The organism is Candidatus Chryseobacterium colombiense (assembly GCA_029203185.1).
In the GTDB taxonomy this organism is placed as follows: Bacteria; Bacteroidota; Bacteroidia; order Flavobacteriales; family Weeksellaceae; genus Chryseobacterium; species Chryseobacterium colombiense.
On the sequence record CP119310.1, the window covers coordinates 3,780,475 to 3,801,120 of the forward strand.

16 protein-coding genes are annotated in these 20,646 nt (G+C 34.1%); 8 read left to right on the plus strand and 8 right to left on the minus strand.

The window, feature by feature from the left end; genetic code table 11:
* Positions 1-1,038 carry a TerC/Alx family metal homeostasis membrane protein gene (locus tag P0Y62_17235; protein ID WEK71823.1) on the plus strand — a complete coding sequence of 346 codons (1,038 nt, stop codon included), beginning with the start codon at positions 1-3 and terminating at the stop codon, positions 1,036-1,038.
* A 24-nt stretch (positions 1,039-1,062) separates the two neighbouring features.
* Here the strand turns inward: P0Y62_17235 and P0Y62_17240 are convergent, their stop codons facing one another.
* Positions 1,063-2,064: a catalase gene (locus tag P0Y62_17240; GenBank protein ID WEK69551.1), complete on the minus strand. Its 1,002-nt coding sequence runs from the start codon at positions 2,062-2,064 to the stop codon at positions 1,063-1,065.
* A 230-nt stretch (positions 2,065-2,294) separates the two neighbouring features.
* Between P0Y62_17240 and P0Y62_17245 the strand changes: the two genes are divergently transcribed.
* The 4 genes from P0Y62_17245 to P0Y62_17260 all read left to right on the plus strand — a co-directional run bounded on the left by P0Y62_17245 (position 2,295) and on the right by P0Y62_17260 (position 4,971).
* On the plus strand, positions 2,295-2,729 hold the full coding sequence (locus P0Y62_17245; GenBank protein WEK69552.1) for an FKBP-type peptidyl-prolyl cis-trans isomerase: 435 nt from the start codon (positions 2,295-2,297) through the stop codon (positions 2,727-2,729).
* 119 nt (positions 2,730-2,848) lie between these two features.
* Complete coding sequence (locus P0Y62_17250) at positions 2,849-3,799, plus strand: hypothetical protein (GenBank protein ID WEK69553.1); 951 nt, start codon at positions 2,849-2,851, stop codon at positions 3,797-3,799.
* A 57-nt stretch (positions 3,800-3,856) separates the two neighbouring features.
* Positions 3,857-4,267: an Rrf2 family transcriptional regulator gene (locus P0Y62_17255; protein WEK69554.1), complete on the plus strand. Its 411-nt coding sequence runs from the start codon at positions 3,857-3,859 to the stop codon at positions 4,265-4,267.
* A gap of 53 nt (positions 4,268-4,320) precedes the next feature.
* Positions 4,321-4,971: an NAD(P)H-binding protein gene (locus tag P0Y62_17260; protein ID WEK69555.1), complete on the plus strand. Its 651-nt coding sequence runs from the start codon at positions 4,321-4,323 to the stop codon at positions 4,969-4,971.
* 363 nt (positions 4,972-5,334) lie between these two features.
* On the opposite strand, the gene P0Y62_17265 is transcribed toward P0Y62_17260, so the two are convergent.
* From P0Y62_17265 to P0Y62_17295, 7 genes are all read right to left on the minus strand, one after another.
* Complete coding sequence (locus P0Y62_17265) at positions 5,335-5,580, minus strand: hypothetical protein (protein ID WEK69556.1); 246 nt, start codon at positions 5,578-5,580, stop codon at positions 5,335-5,337.
* A gap of 9 nt (positions 5,581-5,589) precedes the next feature.
* Positions 5,590-6,066 carry a hypothetical protein gene (locus P0Y62_17270; GenBank protein WEK69557.1) on the minus strand — a complete coding sequence of 159 codons (477 nt, stop codon included), beginning with the start codon at positions 6,064-6,066 and terminating at the stop codon, positions 5,590-5,592.
* A 546-nt stretch (positions 6,067-6,612) separates the two neighbouring features.
* Positions 6,613-7,356 (minus strand): hypothetical protein, encoded by a 744-nt coding sequence (locus P0Y62_17275; protein WEK69558.1) that lies wholly within the window; start codon positions 7,354-7,356, stop codon positions 6,613-6,615.
* The gene (locus P0Y62_17280) at positions 7,322-10,804 is read right to left on the minus strand and encodes a DUF6443 domain-containing protein (GenBank protein WEK69559.1); all 3,483 of its coding nucleotides are present in this window, start codon (positions 10,802-10,804) and stop codon (positions 7,322-7,324) included. The genes P0Y62_17275 and P0Y62_17280 overlap by 35 nt, the downstream gene beginning before the upstream one ends.
* Before the next feature lie 6 nt (positions 10,805-10,810).
* Positions 10,811-14,200 (minus strand): hypothetical protein, encoded by a 3,390-nt coding sequence (locus P0Y62_17285; GenBank protein ID WEK69560.1) that lies wholly within the window; start codon positions 14,198-14,200, stop codon positions 10,811-10,813.
* A 69-nt stretch (positions 14,201-14,269) separates the two neighbouring features.
* Positions 14,270-15,826, minus strand: coding sequence for a T9SS type A sorting domain-containing protein (locus P0Y62_17290; GenBank protein WEK69561.1), 1,557 nt, complete (start codon positions 15,824-15,826; stop codon positions 14,270-14,272).
* 372 nt (positions 15,827-16,198) lie between these two features.
* Complete coding sequence (locus P0Y62_17295; GenBank protein WEK69562.1) at positions 16,199-17,212, minus strand: M23 family metallopeptidase; 1,014 nt, start codon at positions 17,210-17,212, stop codon at positions 16,199-16,201.
* Positions 17,213-17,435: 223 nt separating this feature from the next.
* Here P0Y62_17295 and P0Y62_17300 point away from each other — a divergent pair, with 223 nt between their 5' ends.
* The 3 genes from P0Y62_17300 (at position 17,436) to P0Y62_17310 (ending at position 20,646) form a co-directional block, all read left to right on the plus strand.
* Positions 17,436-18,476 (plus strand): NAD(P)-binding domain-containing protein, encoded by a 1,041-nt coding sequence (locus P0Y62_17300; protein WEK69563.1) that lies wholly within the window; start codon positions 17,436-17,438, stop codon positions 18,474-18,476.
* Positions 18,477-18,671: 195 nt separating this feature from the next.
* The gene (mqo, locus tag P0Y62_17305; protein WEK69564.1) at positions 18,672-20,177 is read left to right on the plus strand and encodes a malate dehydrogenase (quinone); all 1,506 of its coding nucleotides are present in this window, start codon (positions 18,672-18,674) and stop codon (positions 20,175-20,177) included.
* Between the two features lie 19 nt (positions 20,178-20,196).
* Positions 20,197-20,646, plus strand: coding sequence for a hypothetical protein (locus P0Y62_17310; GenBank protein WEK69565.1), 450 nt, complete (start codon positions 20,197-20,199; stop codon positions 20,644-20,646).

Sequence of the window (20,646 nt, forward strand, 5' to 3'; positions counted from 1 at the left end):
ATAGTGAAACAAAATATATTAGATCTGCACCCGGCTTTGGTGTGGGGATTTGCCATAACAGTATTGGTTATGTTGCTTTTAGACTTAGGAATTTTTAATAAAAAAAGCCACGAAGTTTCCTCAAAAGAAGCTACCATCTGGTCGGTGGTTTGGATTTCTTTGTCTATGATTTTCTCTGGTGTTGTGTATTGGGTCTTTAATGAAGCTGAAGGGCATAAACTGGCCGTTGAAAAATTCACCCAATATCAGGCAGCGTACTGGATAGAAAAGGCACTTTCCGTAGATAATCTTTTTGTTTTTATTTTAGTATTCGGATTCTTTAAGGTTCCTAAAAATCTTCATCATAAGGTGTTGTTTTGGGGAATTATCGGTGCTTTAATATTCAGGGCGATATTTATTTTTGCAGGGATAGGAATTATCAACCTGACATACCTTCCTGAAATGGAAGTATTTGGTGATCCTGTAAAGATTAATGTCGTTATGACCCTATTCGGGTTGTTTCTTGTATATGCAGGAATAAAATCATGGGGAGGACATGACGACCAGGAAAATGAAGACTATAGCGATTCCGCCGGTGCAAAACTGGTAAAAAGCTTTTGGAAAGTTTCTTCCACTTATGATGGAGATAAATTCTTCACTATTCAAAACGGAATAAAAATGGCGACCCCACTTTTGGTGGTGGTTGCTGTCATTGAATTTACGGATGTTCTTTTTGCGGTAGATTCCATTCCTGCCATCTTTGCGATTTCGAACGATCCGTTTATCCTTTACACCTCAAATATTTTTGCCATTTTAGGATTGAGATCACTGTATTTCTTATTGGCTAATTTCATTTATATGTTTAGTAAATTATCCTATGGTTTGGCGATTATTTTATCCTTTATTGGAGTGAAAATGCTTATTGCTCCATGGATTCATATTCCATCTCCGGTTTCTTTAGGAATTGTAGGAGGAGTTTTACTGATTTCCGTAATTGTTTCGATGCTATTTCCGGATAATAAAATGAAAAAACAACTGGAAGAAAATGAAAATATCTAGGCTTTACATTGAATAAAGCCTTTTTTATTTATACTTTAAAAGCTTATTGATCTTTTTTCTTGTCTGCAGAGAAACTTTATACGCTTCATCTCTCAATTTCTGAATTTTTCCGACTGGCTGAAAGATCTCTGCGCTTTCAAACGGGTTGAAAGACAATAATTCATTGTCGCAGCTATCCGAATTTTGAAAAGAATTTTTTTCAAATCTGATTTTTCCCAATTTTATGAAAGGTGAGTTTTTCCATTCAATATTTAATTGATTAATTGGTTGATATTTAATATCATAACAGAGCTGAATGAAAACTTCAGCTTCATACTCATTGTTTTCAAAAAAGCTTTTGACAGATTTTTTTACTTCTCTTCTCGTTCCCAGTTTTTTCTGAATATTTTTTGGACGTATTTTGATCTTCATCATTTTATCATCCAGCCTGTAAGCGCCTACAGAATGATAATCAAACGACAGGATAAAATCATTTCTTTTCAGGAAAAGGCCAATACTATGCTTTATAAAAGAGAATGTAAGCAAAGAAGGAACAATTTTCCACGTATTCTTTATAAATAATGTCCAGTTTCCCCACTTTTTAGCATAGAACTTATTGATGGCTGTAAACATTTTTAAAAATGTAGAAACCGAATTGGTGGGAAACAACGGGAAGTTTACAAGAGGATAATTTGAAATAGTACGCCCTGCGTCATCTTTTATCTTGATCGAAAAACCATAAGCCGGAATATCTTTTTCATTCCTTTTTACTTTCAGGTTGGCGTTGGAAAGTCTGGCGACGATCTCATACTTTTCCTTATCAAAAAGATATTTTAAATCTTGCGGAAGATAGGGATCGATAATAAAATTTCCTGACAGAACAGCATATGTTTTTGCATGAGCATTTCTGGTAGCATAGTTGACATCACTTATAGAGGGAGATTGTTCTACGAAATCAGCGATACTTTTCTTCGTTTCTTCCAGGAGTTGCTTTTCCTCATAGGAGAGCTTATCGAAGTTTTTATTATATTGTAATGGATGTGGCATTTAGTTTTTAAATCCAATTATAACGCCAAGTTTCCGAAAAGCTGTTAACGCAGTATTAAAGATATTTGAACTTTTTAAGTTGAAAAAGGCAATAATAAAGCAGGTTGTCTGTAATTGTTTGATAATAAAAAGATTAAATGCTATGAGTTTGATTTTATCTCCCCGAAACTTCTATTTCTGGGTTTCTTTCTTCCCAGCTTAAAGTCTTATCTTTGTAAAAATATTTAATTATGGGAGTAGCAGATTTGTTATTTAAGCGTAAAAAAGAACTGGCAGAGAAAAACCTGAAAGACGGTAAAGAATACATGGAAGAATATGGTAAAAGAGAAAGTGTTGTTACTTTGCCAAGTGGATTACAATATGAGATTATTACCGAAGGTGATGGGGCAAAACCAGGTCCGAGATCTACAGTAAAATGCCATTATCACGGAACAACAATCACCGGGAAAGTTTTCGACAGCTCTGTAAAAAGAGGAACACCTGCATCATTTCCTTTAAACCGGGTGATTTCAGGTTGGACTGAAGCACTTCAGCTTATGCCTGTAGGAAGTAAATGGAGACTGATCCTTCCTCCGCATCTGGCGTATGGAGATCAGGAAATCAGCAAAGAAATAGGACCAAACAGTACACTTATTTTTGAAGTGGAACTGCTGGGAATTAAATAGTCTGTTCTTAAAAATAACTTAAAAATTCACCTGAATCCGGGTGAATTTTTTTATTTATAGTATATTAGTATAAGTTTGTTTTCACTTTTATAGCTTACCAAAAACATAAATACAACAATATGAGAAGGCTGTTTTACGTTTTGATCATTTTTAGTTTTTTAACCTCTTGTGTTTCCAGGAAGAATCAGACAATCAAACAAAATATTCTTACCCTGAGAGATAGCTATTGTAAAGCTCCCTTTAAATATAATTATGCCAATAAACTCCCATCATATAATTCTGATTCTATTCTTCTTGCGAATAAGGAGTTAAAGGGAATATTTTCTGATCAGAGTATTTTAATTCTGAATGCACTGAATAATCTGGATGAGGTCCATAAAATTATTGATCTTAAAAAAGATTCTTCATTAAACGCTCAGGTGAAAGTATTGCAGCTGAAAAGTGTGATTAACAGTAAAATTACTATTGCGTTAACGGAATTGGATGCTGTTGCCGCAGAATTTGACTGTGAGGGGGAAAGAGTGGCACAAATTGGAAATTATGTCGATAACCTGAATGATTCCCGAAATAACAAGATGATTTTATATTCTATTATTACTGGTGCAGCGGCATCTATTGCAGGTGGAATCATTAAAAATGATGCATGGAGCAGTGCAGTAGATATTAGCGGAGGTGCTGTAGGTGCAGGTTTGGGTTTGGCTACCCTTAATCCTAAAGGGAGAAAAGTAGAATTTATCCATCAGAGAAACCTTTTGAGAGATATCTGGAATGAAAAACTGGAATCTCCTAATTTTCCTCCATTCATTTGGTATATGTACACCGAAAAGAAATTTTCGAACAAAGAGCAATATTCTATTATCAGCAGCATGAAAGAACGGTGGCTTCATTATCAGTTTGATGATGATAAAAACGCAGCGAATCATTCAGTGATTTTCAGTGACGGAGGATATTACAGAGCCAATGATCTTCATAACAGAGCAGCGATGCTTAACCAGATGCAATCGGCGACAAGAACCATTAATCAGAACATTAATTATTTACTTTTAGATCTGGATAAATTAATTTTATAATTTAAATGTAATATTTTTTGTTACAATTAAAAATTTGTTTATCTTTGCATAAGTAAAATGAACAATACAAGATTTGCCACGGCAATACATATTATGACTTTATTAGCGAAATCGCCTCAGGACTGGTTAAGTTCCGAGTGGATCGCGGGCAGTATCAATATAAATCCTGTTATCGTACGTAAAGAAATCAGTGTATTGAGGGAAGCCGGACTTATTGTGAGCAAACAGGGAAAAGAGGGGGGAAGTCAGCTTTCTAAAAATGCAGAATCGATCAGTATTTCTGAAATTTATTCGGTAGTGAAAAATACTGATGTGTTAGGAAAGAAAAATCAAAATCCTAATCCTGCCTGTAGTGTTGGAAAAGAAATCAACCAGCATTTGCATAATTTATTTATAGAAACGGATCAACTGGTTTTAAATTTTTTAGGAAATAAATCACTTCAGGAATTTAGTGATCAGTTTGACTAAAATTTTTTGACCATAAGTGTAACAAATTTTATTACAATTTAATTTTAAATCATATGAAAAAAGTAGCAGTAATCGGTGCAACCGGGTTTGTGGGAGCACAAGTAGTAAACGAATTAGCAAACAGAGGATACAAAGTAGAAGCTATTGTAAGAGATGCTTCTAAAGTTCAGCAAAATGAGAATGTATCTGCAAAAAGTGTTGATGTGAAGAACGTAGACGAACTGGCAGAAGCTTTAAAAGGAAATGACGCTGTAATCAGTGCTTTCAACGCAGGATGGACGAATCCTAATCTTTACGATGATTTCTTGAATGGTTCAGTTAACATTGAAAATGCCGTTGAAAAATCAGGAGTGAAGAGATTCATTACTGTTGGAGGAGCAGGAAGTTTATTCATCGATGGAAATCAGTTGGTAGACGGACCTGATTTTCCGGAAGATTATAAAGCAGGTGCAACGGCAGCAAGAGATTATTTAAACAAGATCAAAGAAAATAAAACATTAGACTGGACGTTCTTTAGCCCGGCTATTGAAATGCACCAGGGAACTGCAGGAGTAAGAACAGGAAAATACAGAACAAGTCTAGAAAACCCGGTTTTTGATGAAAACGGAAGAAGCGTATTGTCTGTAGAGGATGTTGCCGTAGCTTTGGTGGATGAGTTAGAACAAAATAATCATATTCGTGAGCGTTTTACGGCGGGGTATTAATAGTTTCTTGTAATATATAAGATTTTTGGCTGTACCAAAGGTGTTGGTTTTAGTTGAAATCAAATGAAAATCCTTGAAACGAGTTTATATAATAACTGCTTGTTTCAAGTTTTTCTTTTTAATAAGTTACATTTTACCTAAGTAATTATTTGTAATAATATTATTTGGTAAGATTAACTAATTCATAACTTTTTGTTATAGAACAAGTCAAATCTATATTTCACAGGATTTATGAAATGTATTACAAATCTTGATCTATTAATGAATGTGTGTTAATCCAAAGGGAAAGATAGAATGATTTGAATTAGAAAAAACCACTGCAATTAAGCAGTGGTTTTGTTGTATTGTCATATTTTAATCTTTCTACATCTTCTCAATGAAAAACTCCCTATTATATAGTTTCTCATTCACTTTTTCAAAAGAATCTCTTGATACCGATAACGTAAGAGTTTCAAAAAGTCCATTTTCAATCTTTTCAATCTTTATTTTAAAATCCTGATTTATAACAATATAATCGCCCGGATTTATTTCTCCTTTATATTTACATATTATTAGATAATATTCACCGCCGTGATTATAAAACATATTTTGTATTAAAATTTTTGTCATATTTTTATATTATTTTATGAATGTAGCTTTTATTCCATTTTGCATTGGCTGTACATTAACACTATTAAAATCATGTGATTTTGCTTGATTACTAGACCAAGTACTCCAAGCTGCTTCGGTTGGACTCAACCTTTTTTGGATTGCATTATTATACTGAATTAAATTATCTGACATTCCTGTTTCAGGATAGAGTGAACTACTTCTTATCCAATTTGCTTCAAATGCTGATTCTCCCTCAACTGCTGTACTAAATATTTTGGATCCAATTCCCATACCTTGCATATCCTTAGATAAATTGATTTCCATTTTCATAACACTACCTCTATGATCTATGAGACCAACTTGTGTTCTATTAACATAAACATGTGTAATTGGTGAAGGCCCTTCAGAAAATAAGACTTCTGGAGTCGCTTTTACCGCTCTGGACACATTTGTTATTCTTCCATACCCCTCCATATTGTAAGCTCCACCTCTAAAACTCAGCATTTCCTCGTTTTTGCTATTCCCCATCAATCGGAAGATTCTATCTATTTTAATCTCTCCTTCATTGTAGAAGGGACTAGCTTACCATTGACGATAAGAATTTAATTCACCATATTTGTCTGAATTGGTTTTAAAGCTATACTGACTTGTAAGAACACTTTTAACCCAATTCCAAAAACCTCCGGCTTTTTCTGTGCATAAATTACGACTTCCTTTTATGTCTTGAGTTCTTATAGTTTTTCCATCAGTTTCATACCTTAGACCTCATTCAGGAGCCCTTCCATCAGGATCAATATATCTAATTGGATTATTAATTTAATTTTAGGGTTATAATTGGTCCAGTTTTTAGAGAGACTTACATAAAGAATCGTGTTCGAACAAAGTTAGCAACTCCAATCTTACAATTATATATTTCTTTACACGAGTTAATTCAAAATAAAAGAGGGCTAAAATTAATTAGTCCTCTTTTCATTCAATTATTTTCTGTTAAAAAATCAAACTAATTCTTACAATAGTACTTATTAGCTCTATTATTTTATGGAATCATCATTATGGGATAACAGGATCAGGAATTCTCTCAACTCCAATCTTATATTTTTTTATATAATTATTAAGTGAATCCAAAGATTCGTAATGTATATCATCTTTTTTTCTATAATTATTTTGATTAGAATTAATAATCATATTGATTAAAACCAATAACAATTTAATATTAGCGTCCTTGTTAATTTGATTTCCAACTATAAAATATTTTTTTTTGTTTTTATAGTAAATAATCGAAAACGAATTTTCATTTTCAGATGATGAAATGTTTTTTTTAATCAATCTATTATCAGAAGAAATTGTAGATAAAATATTTTTCATCCATTTTTCATCCATATTATTCAGACTAATCAATCCTGACTTTTTACTTTCTACATCAGTAAAAATTAGAATATTATTAAAAACTTTTGCATCAAACTGTTTAATACCCTTTCCTTCAAGGCCTTTTGTATTATAAGATATTATTAAACTATCAAAATTACTATTTGATTTATTCATTTGTATTTCTTCACATAAAAATACTAGGCCTTGTTTTTTTACTTTTAATTTTTCATTATTATATCCTAAAATAGTAATTGGAATATTAGGATACAATTGTTTTTTTTCTTGAAAAATTATATATTGAGGAATATTATTATTGTAATATTGAAAAATATTATTTGAAATTTCCTTTTTTTCATTACAAGAAATGATACTTAGTAAAATAATTATAAGACTATTTACTAAAAAGAATTTTTTTAATTTGTTCATCGGTTCTTTTAATATTATTTTTCTGATATAAAACTTTTATAATCGGAACACCTAATTTTTCCGCTGCTTGAGTTTTTTCATTCATTTGGTGCTCTAAACCAGTAGGTGATGCTTGGTCATTGCGATCTCCATAATATTTACTATAATATTGAGGAGTGTATCCTTTTTTATAATCCATTAATGATTCATAGCCATTAGAGAAATCAAATTTCTTATTATCAAAAAAATCTAATGCTTTTGGCATAAGATGTTGAGCAAATTCATGTGCAATATTTTCAATTGCTTGGTCGGTGTAAGGAAGGTTGGAAACACTTACTTCAAAATTTAGTCTACCATTATTCATTAACCTAGGCGTTGTAATTCCATTCGCGTCTTGTAAGTGCTCACTATTGTATTTTGCAACCGATTTACCATTATCAAATGTAATATCGATACCTGCCTTATCAAATTTACCCCCCTCTTTATATTCTACACCTGCAATTTTTTGACCTGCTGAAACAAAATCCTTTAAATAATTTATTCCTGCTTTAGAAGTAGCAAAAATATTCCATGCTTTTACGAGATTTGGATTTTTATATGAACCATCTTTATTTTTTTCATAAATCAAGCTTGTATCTACATATGTTCCATCAGGATCAATAAAAAGAATTGGATTATTCAATGTGTAATTATATGGTGACAATTTTGTGTAAGCTTCTGCCAGAGGATCAATCACCCCCCATCTTCCCAAATCCGGCATATAAAATCTTGCTCCATAATCATACATTCCTGAATCTGTTTGCAACTCTTTACCATTATATTTATATTGGTATGCAAGATTGCCTATTGTTGGATTATATCCGTTATGCTTTAATCCAAATGGATAATAATTATTTTCTTCAAGAACTTTTATCTCTGAGCCACTTTTAAAATAACTCAACCTCACATTTCCTAAATGATCTGTGTAGTTGTAAATATACCTATTTTCTAAAAAATCATAGTATCCTTCTGATGTTGGATAAAAAAGTAAGTTTGTTTTGAAGGTTGTACCTCCTTTAGGAGCATTTTGCGAACTTCCTAGATACTGAAAACCATCTAAGTATTCCGTAGTCTCTGTAGAAAGTTCAGTAGCTGTTCCAAAGGGATCATATGGTGCAAACTTATATATTTTTCTTAGTTTTACACCATCCGCGCGATAAAGATAAGAAGTGTTATTTCTTAATATCCCATTTCTCCTTGGAAGACCAGCATTGAATAAAAGGTAAGAGGGAAGGTTAAGGAAATTATAGGTAATTCCTAAAATACCTTTATCTTCATGACTGGTCATATTTCCATTCAGATCGTAAGGAATTGTATTTCCTCCTGTTTCAGGATATCCTCCGTAGTTAACTGAAGCATCTGTAACGGTACTTAATCTGTTGCTGGAGTTATTATTTTCATAATGGTAAGTAAGATCGTCAAAAGTCTCCGTTATTGAATAATTCTGTAATAATGCTCCCGATCGTTGTAAATGAGTAATATTACCATTCAGATCATAATCCATTTTCTCAAAATATTCCCTTGCAGAAGGATTGTTATCCTTTTGATAGAAACCAGCCTTTAACCTATTCAATCCATCATACACATAACCATACCTTCTTAAATTATCATTTGGAGTAGTTGCAGTTCTCCATGATGTTTCGGCAATATTTCCATTAAACTTAGGCTTTACTTTTAAATCCATATAATCCGAATGAGGATTTTCCATTCCTTCTACCAGATTGTAATTGATCTTATATCCAAACAGATCTGTAGTACCTAAGTTTGCTGGATCATTAATCTGGGTCATCCAGCCCCGGATATTGTAAGCATAATTGACTTCCTGAAGTCCGGTTCCTAAAGCTGATCCTCCTACTTTCTTTGTGGTCAGCTGGGAGAGCTCGTTGTATTCATTCTGCGCTAGGATTTCTTCAGGGTTTGAGTCTACTTTATGTTTGTGGACTTTCAGCCTGTTCTGAAGATCATAGGTAAAAGTTTCTGTAATAAGCTTCTCTGTATCGGAAGATAGCCTTTTGTGACGGGTAATGGTTTGCTGGGCTAGTCCAGAAAACTCAAGTTTGGATTCTGTTTTAGTGTATCCTCCTAAATGATTAATCGAATGGGTGGCAATTACTCTTCCTCTTGTGTCATAGTAACTGTAGTTCTTCGTCCAGTTGTCGTCTTCTATGTTTTTTACATAGGATGCCAAAGGTAAGCTTTTGGTATTAACCTCTGAGCTCATATTATCAGTTAATACAGCACTTTGATTGGGAATGGTTGGAGTAAAAGCTGAAGTTCCCGTTGGATAGGTATCATAAAAATTAACCGTAAGTATACTTTCTATATTTTGAGGATAGGCAGTATTTCCATAAGGAATCTGCATACCGCTTTGGGTATACGATCCTGATACTTCCGTATTGATCCCATAAGTGAAAAGAATCCAGCCTTGTACAGCATTTCTATCCCCATTATCAATAGCAATTCCTGTATAGATTATTCTGCCGAATTTATCGTATTTATTGAAAGACCATTTATGATCAGGACGCTGATTACCATCCTGTGTCAATACGAGACGATCTGCTTTATCATATACCATGTACTCCCAGTCTTTACCCGGAAGTCTTTTCTCAACCAAGCGGTTTCTGCCATCATAACGGTATTCATAGGATAATGCCTGTTGATCATCCCATCCCCAGGTTTGTTTTTTTGAAAGAAGGGGCGGAATAACCCATGCCAATTGGTCATATTCATTATATACATAATAGGTATCAGCACTGTCAGTAGCATTTAACACCTTTCTGACCAATACTACCTGACCTTTCCCATTCTTAAATTCTATGGTTTTGTTACCATCTTCATCAGTAACCGTATTTTTATAGAGTTGTCCTACAATGTAAGTACCACCATATTCAATGGTTGACTTTGTTGCTCCGTTTTCCCATGTGGTAGTGGTGGTATATTTAATAACTTCCCCGTCTACATTGGCATCATAACCGAATTGAACAGCATGTCCTTGCCAATCTAACCCCGGTTGAACCTGAGATAATACACGGTCCAAAGGAGAAGCTTCAAAGTTCTGATGGGTAAACGGAGTACTGTCACTGTAATAACTTTGTGCAGCACCATCAACTCCTGATTGTATTCCTCCATTCAGGGATGGCATTGGAGCAGGTAGCCATGAATCTACCTGCCTCCCAAACCCGTCATAAGGAATAGTGGTTACTAAATCTTTATTGGATGGAGAGGCTTTTATATTAATAATCTGCTTGGGTCTTCCCAACCCATCAAAATACTGAACCGTTTCTGAGGCTTTAAGTAATTGAGTGGGATCTGAAGGATCAGGATGATTAAGATACGTTTTTGTATATATATAGTTTTCTGTTGTACTTAACTGGGCTTTGGCTAAACCTGTTACCAATAAAGCACTTATAGGAATTATGAGTTTTTTCATCGTGTCTTAGTGTTTGTAGTTGTATTGGAATTCTTTCAACAGTTTACCTGTCTGGTTCTGCTCTCTTACTTCTTTCAAGCGGTTGGCAGAGTCATAAATATACACTTCTCTGATACCCGAAGGTGGAGTGATACTTCTTACGCCAACCAATGGATCATAAGTAAACGTCGTAATTTGATAAGCTGATAAACTTGGATCATTTGTGAAATTATTCAACGTAGATAAAAATGCCGTTTCGTCATTACCCGGAGCAGCAGCTGCATCAGTATCCGAAGAGGAAACTATAGTATTAATTAACGACTGACTAATATCCGAAAGTCTTGCCCCTTCTATCTTAGCAATAGGCTGAGTATTGTTATAGCCCCAGATAATTGTGGTAGGAATTCCGGCTTTGGTTGTATACTGTTGTAAATTACCTTTTGAGTCATATTTATCATAAGTCATTTCGGTTGTAGCAGTTGTCGGATTTTGCAAACCATACGAAAGCACAGAGGTAGGAAGTATTAAATTTCCTGTTTGTATGGCCGGAACGGAAACAGGGTAAACGGTTTCTGTTTTGCCTAATGTTTTGGTAATTCCTCCAATGGTTTGAGTTGTGTTTGATTCCAATGGAATACCAACCATGTTTTTATCGATCAATAGTTGATTTCCTTTTTCATATGCGTAGTTATAGATTGTTTCGTTTATAGTTGCATCTGGAAAAGTTGTTTTTTGTTTACTTATTTGAAAATGAGGGTTTGTATAAGTATTATCAATTGTTGTTGTAACTGTTTTACCACTAATATAGTCTGTTGACTGTTTTTTAGCTTCAAAAGAGAAATCAGAAAATAATGGATAATATTCATACTTATAGAGGGTTTTATATATGAAATTTGACGGGTCTGATCCTCCTAAAGTAGAATGTAAAACTCTATCACGGGGCTCAATCCTTACACCATTAGTGTAATTAAGTTTAACATTATTTTGGTCATAGATGATAGTATCTTTTTTTACTAAAGTATAGGTGTCATCATTATTTTGATTATAATATAAAACTTCTTTTAAGTTATTCAGTTTCCATCCGAAATAAGGAGTTTTGTTCCTGAATTCAATGGTAGCTTCGTCAGACTCCGAAGATGCATTATGAGTGAAAAAATATTCTTTTTTAATTTTCTTATTATTCTGATTACTGATCATTGTTTCAGTAACCTTACCATACACAATGTTAGAACCAGAACCGTTTCTGAAAGGATAGTCTACTATTCCATAAAATTTATTAATCCCCTCATAAAAATCCTGAGAGACCAATAATGGATATCCATATAATATACCCGTAGAGTATGTTACTCCGTCTACAATCTCATTATAGGAGTAATCTGTTTTTAAAACTTCTGTATTATTTTCCTTTTGAGTAATTGATTTAATTCTTAATCCCCCGGCAGTTTGAATAGTTGTAGGATTTGCAGGATTGTTTGGGATATTTGGCATTGATTTAAGATATGAAAGTGTTGAAGAAAACCCCGCCTCTAACACTGCTGGATCATCAATAGGTATTAAACGTGATGCTGTTAAAAGGTATTCACCTTTTGGAAACCAAAGTGTTTTCTGGATGGTGTAGCTCATTAATGTGAATATCTCCCAATTACCATTTACCTTTCTATATATGATAATATTATATGAATCTGTTGGATGTCCTGTATAATTTATGACCTTGTTAACAATTGTATTTACAGTGACAGTCACTCCCTCTTCAAATGTTATAGGCATTTCGTAAGATGCTTCAGGAGGAAGTGGGCTACCTGTATTGGGATCAGCAGATTGCTCACTCGCAAAATCTATATAAAAAGTCTGTAAAGAAAATAAATCCCCTATGACGATCTCATTGATGTCATTAATTCCCTGGTAAGTATGGTTTTCATACTCAAATTCTGTAGACCCTCCTGTTGGATAAGTTATTTTTTTGAGCATTCCTATTTTTGAATAATCAAGGTCAACTTGACGTTGAGCTGTACCCGCGCTTTTCAATCCATAGCCATATCTAAAATTGATATTGGGGATTAATTCTGCATTTCCTAGCTGTCCATTAAAATAACCAAAAAAGTCCTGTGCAAAACTTAGTTTACTTGGAAGCTGTCCAGGGAAATATTCAAAAGTATGTTTGCTAATTAACTGGTTATTTTTGTCATATTCAGAAACAGCATTTAATTTTAATCGAGCACATGATTTATCGAAATAATCTGTAAAAATGTAATTTTTTGTTCTGGAATTATCTGCCAGAGAATTTAAAAATTCTTCATTGAAATAACTTTGGTTCAGTTGAAAAGATTTGATCAGGTTATTGTTATTTTTTATTTTGATTTTCTCTAAAGAATATGCATTGAAATCTTTTCTCGCAATCGTAGACTTAACAAATTCAATTTCTGTGTTTTCGAATATTATTTTCTTAATAATTTTATCAAGAATACTTGGATTGCTATATACATTGTAGACTTTTCCTTCCTTGGTTTTAGCTATTTCAGAAGAAATAGGATATTTTGTACCAACAACTACAGGATTTCCACTTTGCCAACTAATTACATCGTAATATCCATTTACAAAATTAGGAGTACTGGCATAATATTTATACTGTGCATTAAGATAAACATCTTGAACACCTGAGGTAGTATAATTATCTTCATAATAAAATCTCACAACTTTATTATCATTTGTGGTCATCTTAACTAATAACCAAGTGTTAAATTGAGGATCACTTCCGCTGGAAAATGCACTATCATTACTTACTAATGTATTAGACACTTCATCGATCACTTCAAATCTGTTATCATTATCATCTGATTTTCCAAAAAAATAGGTATTGCCTGCACCATCTATAATTTTAAAATCAACAATATTACCATAAGCATTCAATGTAGGGATAATCTTAATATTATTCAATGGAGTAGAATAAAACTTATTGGTTGAAAAGTCATAAAAGAATTTAAAACTCATATTGAATAACGACACATTAAATTCATCCGGTTCCAAATCAACATTATCAACGTTTTGTTCTAACCAAGCATTAGTATTGGGACTTGTGGAACTATCCATTAAATTAGTTTTTGCATTGGCTATACTTTGAAGGTAAAATGAAGAATCATTATAGTTATCTCTTTTTCCTCGAATATTCCTTGAAACCATACCTATTGGTGATAAATTCCATCCATGTCCAACTGAACTTGAAACTTCGCTGACCTTTATTCCCTGTGTATTATATTGTAAATTAATAGGTATGGAAATATTACTATTAATAGGCAGAGTATATATAGGAACTGAAACATTTACAGATCCGTTGGATAAAGAAATGGGCTTCTCAATATATTTTCCCAATGAGTTTACATCCGGACTTTTGGGGATAAAATTCAAATGAGAATCTTTCATTTGATTTTGTGAATACAACCAATTGCAAATAAGCAAAAGGCACAAAATATAATTTCTTTTCATATTAATTTATTTCTTAATCAATTTTGCATTAGCAGTTTTGTTGGTATCTGTTTTTATAGTGATCAGGTAAGCTCCCTGTATTAAAGGCTGGGTATTGATCTTGGTGACCTTGTTCTTGGTTTTGATTTGTTGAAGCTGTCTTCCTGACATATCATACATCGTAATGTCCGCTTCCTTAAAATCAAAGCCAATTTCTACATAGGCATAATCGGATACAGGATTAGGATAGATCTTGATATCTTGTTTTTCTATTAATTGATCTACCTGCTGATCTCCAAGCTTTACAATCTTCCAGTTCTCCTTGCCCAGTTCTTCTGCACTGGTTCCTGCGAGAATAATGGAGCCGTCCCTGTTTAGTTTAATATCTGCTAATCTCTCTTCTTTTTTTCTGGATTCTCCTTTCACATGTTTTCGCCACTGTTCATTCCCGTTCTCATCTACATACAGCATCCAGAAGGTTTCATCATCGGTTTCTATTCTGCCTTCTGCCTGGGTATAGCCTCCGAGTAGTATTCCTTTGGTTAAATCTTTATTTTTTTCTCTTTCATTGTGGCCTAAGATGATATGCATTCCCATGAGAACATCTCTGTTTTTAAAGTTGTAGGATTTCTGCCAGATCTCTTCGCCTCTTTCATTTAAGGAGATGAGCCAAAGATCGGTACCTTCTTCTACACCTACGGTTTTATTGCCTGATCTCTCGGAACGGCTTTCGCCTCCGATGATAAAGCCTGAGGTAGTCATTGCCATGGTTCTCAGGTGATCGTCTCCTGTTCCCCCATAGTTCTTTTCCCATTCTACTTTTCCGTCTTTATTGAGTTTAATGATCCAATAATCGCCTTCTCCATAGTTTTCGGTTTTCTTAGATCCTCCTTGATTGCTTCTGGAATACATTCCGAGTAAAACACCACCATCTCTGGTAGGAATCATTTTCTCTACTTCGTCTAAGCCTTTTCCGCCTAGAATAAGTTGAGAGACTTCTTTGCCATTTTTATCGAGTTTGACAATGAGAACATCTTTAGAACCATAGCCTTGGGGTGAGTTCTGAACATTTCCTGCTACAAAGAATCCTAAGTCGGTCGTTTGAATGACGGCTCTGGCTTCTTCATCGGAAGTACTGCCTATGGTTTTCTGCCATAATTCATCGCCGAATTCATTGATTCTGATGAGCCAGATATCGGAGCCTCCTTTGGAATCGTCTTTTTTATCGAGTCCTTTTCCTGAGTAAGAGGTTCCTGCTAACAAAAAACCTCCGTCTTGAGTGGATAAGGAGGCAGAAAGGTAATCATGATTCTTTCCTGCAAAATATTTCTCCCAGACCGCTTCACCTTGTTGGTTAAGCTTCACCAAATGAAAATCGTAGCCGTTATTTTGTTTGTTTTCTGTAGAGAGTTTTTTTGACTGAATGGAACTTCCTGTAATTAGATACTGAAGATCTACGGTCGGAGTTACCTGGCTTAGAAAATCCTGAGTCGAGGATTTGATGTCTTTCTGCCATAGGACTTCCTGAGCGGAAACGCTCAAAAACGTGCATAGGAGGTATGCACTCAGATAGAGTTTTTTCATCCCGTGTTTAATTTTGTTAATAGTTGTTAAAATTTTTGCAAAAATATCATTTTTTAGTTCACACTCATAAGATTTATTGTAAAATAATTGTGAATTTATCACATAAAAGTGTTTTTAGCAACTCTTATTATCATTGCAGTAAAGGTATTGAAGCAATACGACAGATCTTGACGTATTTAGGCAGACTTTTATTTGGGAATTAAGCGATAGCTCCCTAAATCTGAAAAAGCATATATAGAATAAAGAAATATAATGACCCATTTAAGATCATAGAAAATAATATAGTACTTGTTTTTATGGTTTTAGGCGTAGTATTTAAAAGCATCGGGCGGCACCTTTGGTGCCGCCCGAAACTTTTATTCATAAAATGAATTATAAATTCATAAACAATTTAGGATTGACCGGAGTATTATTTTTGTGTACTTCGTAATGAAGATGCGGTCCTGTAGAGCGTCCCGAATTCCCAGACTTCGCGATGACTTCTCCTACTTTTACTTTATCATTCACCTTAGCAATAAGCTGAGAAAGATGTCCATAAAGCGTAGCCAAGCCATTTCCGTGTGATACAATCACGCAATTTCCGTAACCGCCTTTCTGACCTGAGAAAATTACAGTTCCTGCAGCGGCAGCTCTTACGTCAGAGCCAAATGCTACGGCAATATCCAGTCCCTTATGAAACTGCATTTGATCTGCTTCAGCGGGAGGATTATTTTTTTCAGGAGCCGTTGTTTTAGAAGTTGTTGCAACAAGAGATTTTCCAGAAGTTGAGTTGGCAGCAACAGTAGATGCTGCTTTAGGAGTAACCATTACTTTTATCTCTCTTTTATTTCCATAGCTGTCGTTTACCTCAACGATTTTTTCTACAGGTTCTGCTTTGACTTCGGGAGTAGGAGTAGAAGCGGTAACAGGAGCAGCAATATTAGGTTTTACAGATGCATACACAGTTTTAAAGGGAATAGGATTTTTTCTGACACCAAAATTGGACGAAATATATCCATCTGTAGGCATTCCCAGAGGAACCTGCATCAGCTTATTTTGAAGATCCATCAGATACTGGCTGTATCGGTTAGCCTGTTTGGCAAGGTAAATAGAGTTGGAAATGCTGTCCTTACTCAGAACGGTCAGTTTTCCGTTGCTGATATCCTTAGATCTTAAAAAGGAATTCAGCTCGTTTACGGTTTGATCTACTAATGCAAGATCAGTTTTCATTTTCAGATAATCTACACTGTCTCTTTCAGTGTTTATTTTTACAAGATTTACTTCATATTTTTTATTGTCCTTTTCAGAAAATAATTTTGCAATGAATATACCTTGTGCAAAAACTACTAGTAAAAGTCCGCCTAAGACGAAGTTTACGTTCTTCTTGCTGCTTAGAAATCTCTTCATTTTTCTTTTCTTAGTATTTAAAAACGGTTTTAAGGTTGCAAATTTAATTAAAAATAATTTTTTAAGAATATTTGTAATAAAAATTTAGTTTTTAATCTATTTAACGGTTAATTAGATATTTAATTGTGTACAAGTGTTAATTTTATCTAAAAATGGCTTTTATCATGTCGTTAAAAGTCTCCTACAATCTTTGTTTTAATATATTTGCAGTTCACAATCAATTATGGCAAAAAAGAAAATAACATCAGAATCTTCGAGTTCCAAAAAGAATAAAAATGATATTTCTGTAGGCGTTGTAGGAAGCGGAAGTTTTGCAACGGCAATTGTAAAAATGCTTGTGGAAAACTGTAAAGTAGTGCATTGGTGTGTAAGAAATGAATTTGTGAAAGGAGCCATCGAACTTCGTGGACATAATCCGACTTACCTTACTGCGGTAAATTTTAACCTTAAAAATCTAAAGCTTACAACAGATATCAACGAATTGGTTTCTGCCTGTGATATCGTTGTTTTGGCAACACCGTCAATTTATCTTTCTGATACGATGGATAAAATGAGTTGTGAATACACAGATAAAATTTTCGTTTCGGCAATTAAAGGGATTATTCCTAAAGTAAATGACGTGGTAGCTCATTATTTGAGAGATGAATTTAAAATAGGTTTCAGGAATCAGGCTGTTATTGCAGGACCTTGTCACGCAGAAGAAGTGGCGATGGAAAGACTTTCATACCTTACCATTGCTACCGTAGAAGAGGAAACTTCAGAGAAGCTGGTAAGTATTTTTAATTCCGACTTTATTAAAGTTCATTCCAGTAAAGACATTTTAGGAAATGAGTATAGTGCAATTCTTAAAAATATTTTTGCGATAGGAGCTGGAATTGCGAGCGGATTAGGATATGGGGATAACTTTACGGCTGTTTTTGTTTCCAACGCTATCCGAGAAATGGAAACATTCCTGGAAGCAATTTATGAAGCACCAAGAGATGTAAACGAAAGTGCTTATTTAGGAGACTTATTGGTAACTGCTTATTCTTTATTCTCGAGAAACAGAAACTTAGGAAACCTTATAGGAAAAGGATATACGGTAAAATCTGCAATTCAATCCATGAATATGATAGCGGAAGGTTATTATGCAGCAGATTCTATATATAAAACTTCCAAAGAAAAAGGTTTAAAGCTTCCAATTGTTGATACGGTGTACGGAATTCTGTATGAAGGAAAAAATGCAGAAAAACAATTCAAAAAGCTGACAGCAAAACTAAATTAAAATAAATGCAAAAAATATAAAACGCACCGACAAAACTTGTCGGTGCGTTTTATTTATAGATTCAATTTCAATCCATTGATATTTTCCATTGCATTTCCTTCCCAGAAAAAAAATGTTGAAAACGATAAAAATAAGATCCTAAAATGAAATCTATTTTAATAAGTTTTCCCGAAATTTGATATAAAATTTGAAATTATGTCACAATCACTTATTAGCAGAACACCGAAACCCAAATATGACGTTGTACTGATAGGTGGCGGAATTATGAGTGCCACTTTAGCAACATTACTTCACGAATTTGATCCCAATCTTGAAATTGCAATTTTTGAAAGATTAGGCAGATTTGCAAAAGAAAGTACTGCAGCATGGAACAATGCAGGAACAGGACATTCTGCTTTTTGTGAGCTTAATTATACTCCCGAAAAAGAAGACGGCTCAATAGATATTTCAAAGGCTGAAAGTATTGCGGAGCAGTTTGAAATTTCAAAACAGTTTTGGTCATATTTAGTAAATAAAGGATATATTAAAGATCCTAAAGATTTTATCAATTCTTGTCCGCACATGAGCCTTGTATTTGGTGAAAAAGATGCCGAATATCTCAGAAAACGGCATGAGAAACTTTCAGAATCAGTTTTATTTCATGGAATGGAATTTTCCACCGATCATAATAAACTAAGAGAATGGATTCCTTTAGTGATGAGCAAAAGAAATGGATCTGAAGTATTGGCGGCTACCAAAATGGATCTGGGTACTGATGTGAATTTCGGAACCCTGACAAGAAAAATGGGAAGACACTTATTGGAAGATTCCAATGTTGAAGTATTCTTATACCATGAGGTGAAAGATATTGATCCGAGAAATGACGGAAAATGGGAAATGAAGGTCAAGGATAGAATTCATAGTCACAAACAGGAGATTGTTGCCGATTTTGTATTTATCGGAGCAGGTGGATATGCTTTACCATTACTTGACAGTTCAGATATTAAAGAAAGCGAAGGATATGGAGGTTTCCCTGTTTCCGGGCAATGGCTGGTTTCTCATAATCAGGAACTGGTAAAAAAACACCAGGCAAAAGTCTATACTCAGGCAACTGTAGATGCACCGCCAATGTCAGTTCCCCATTTGGATTTAAGAATTATTGATGGAGAAAAAGCGCTTCTTTTTGGTCCTTTTGCCGGATTTTCCACCAAATTTTTGAAAGAAGGAAGCTATCTTGATTTGCCTGAAAGCGTAAATACAAAGAATTTAAGATCTCTGTTCGGAGCTTGGTGGCATAATATTCCTTTAACGAAATACCTGATTCAACAGGTGGCAATGACAAAGGCGCAAAGAATGCAGCATTTGAGAGAATTTATAAAAGACGCCAAAGAAGAAGATTGGGAATTGAAAGTGGCCGGACAAAGAGTTCAGGTCATTAAAAAAGATGAAAAAGAAGGCGGTAAACTGGAATTTGGGACAGAAGTTGTCGTTAACAAGGCCGGAACTATTGCTTCATTATTAGGAGCTTCACCGGGAGCTTCTACGGCAGTATATGCCATGCTGAAAGTTCTTGAAAAATGTTTCCCTGAAAAGCTGGAAGGAGAGTGGAAAGAAAAGTTATTGGAAATGATTCCGTCTTATGGACAAAAGCTAGCTGAACATCCTGAGCTTACAGAAAAAGTAAGAAGCTATTCTAAAGAGAAACTTGAATTAGAATATTAATTAACAACCATAATAAATAATGAGTAATGTAACGATTACTCATTATGTATTACTCATTACTTATAAAATAAACGTGGCTGAAACAATAACAAAACCTATTATAGAAAAAGAAATTCTTGAATCCCTTCAAACCAAAGTGGAAGAGGAAAAACAGGTCATTGTTCATTGCTGCTTTCCGGCATCACCGTTTCTGGGAAATCTTATCAGGATCTGGAGATCTACTTATCTTTTTGATAACAATTCTGACCATAAAAGTCATCTCATCCATGCGGAAAACATTTCAATATATCCTAACTGGACGCCGGTTCCCTTTATGAAAGACTTTTGGTTTACCCTAGTATTTTCCGGGCTTCCCAAAGATTGTAAAAGTTTCGATTTTCAGGAAGTGATTCCGGAAGAAGGAGGTTTTTTTGTACAATCTATTAAAAGGAATGCTTCAGATATTTATAAAATTAAAATCTCCGAATAA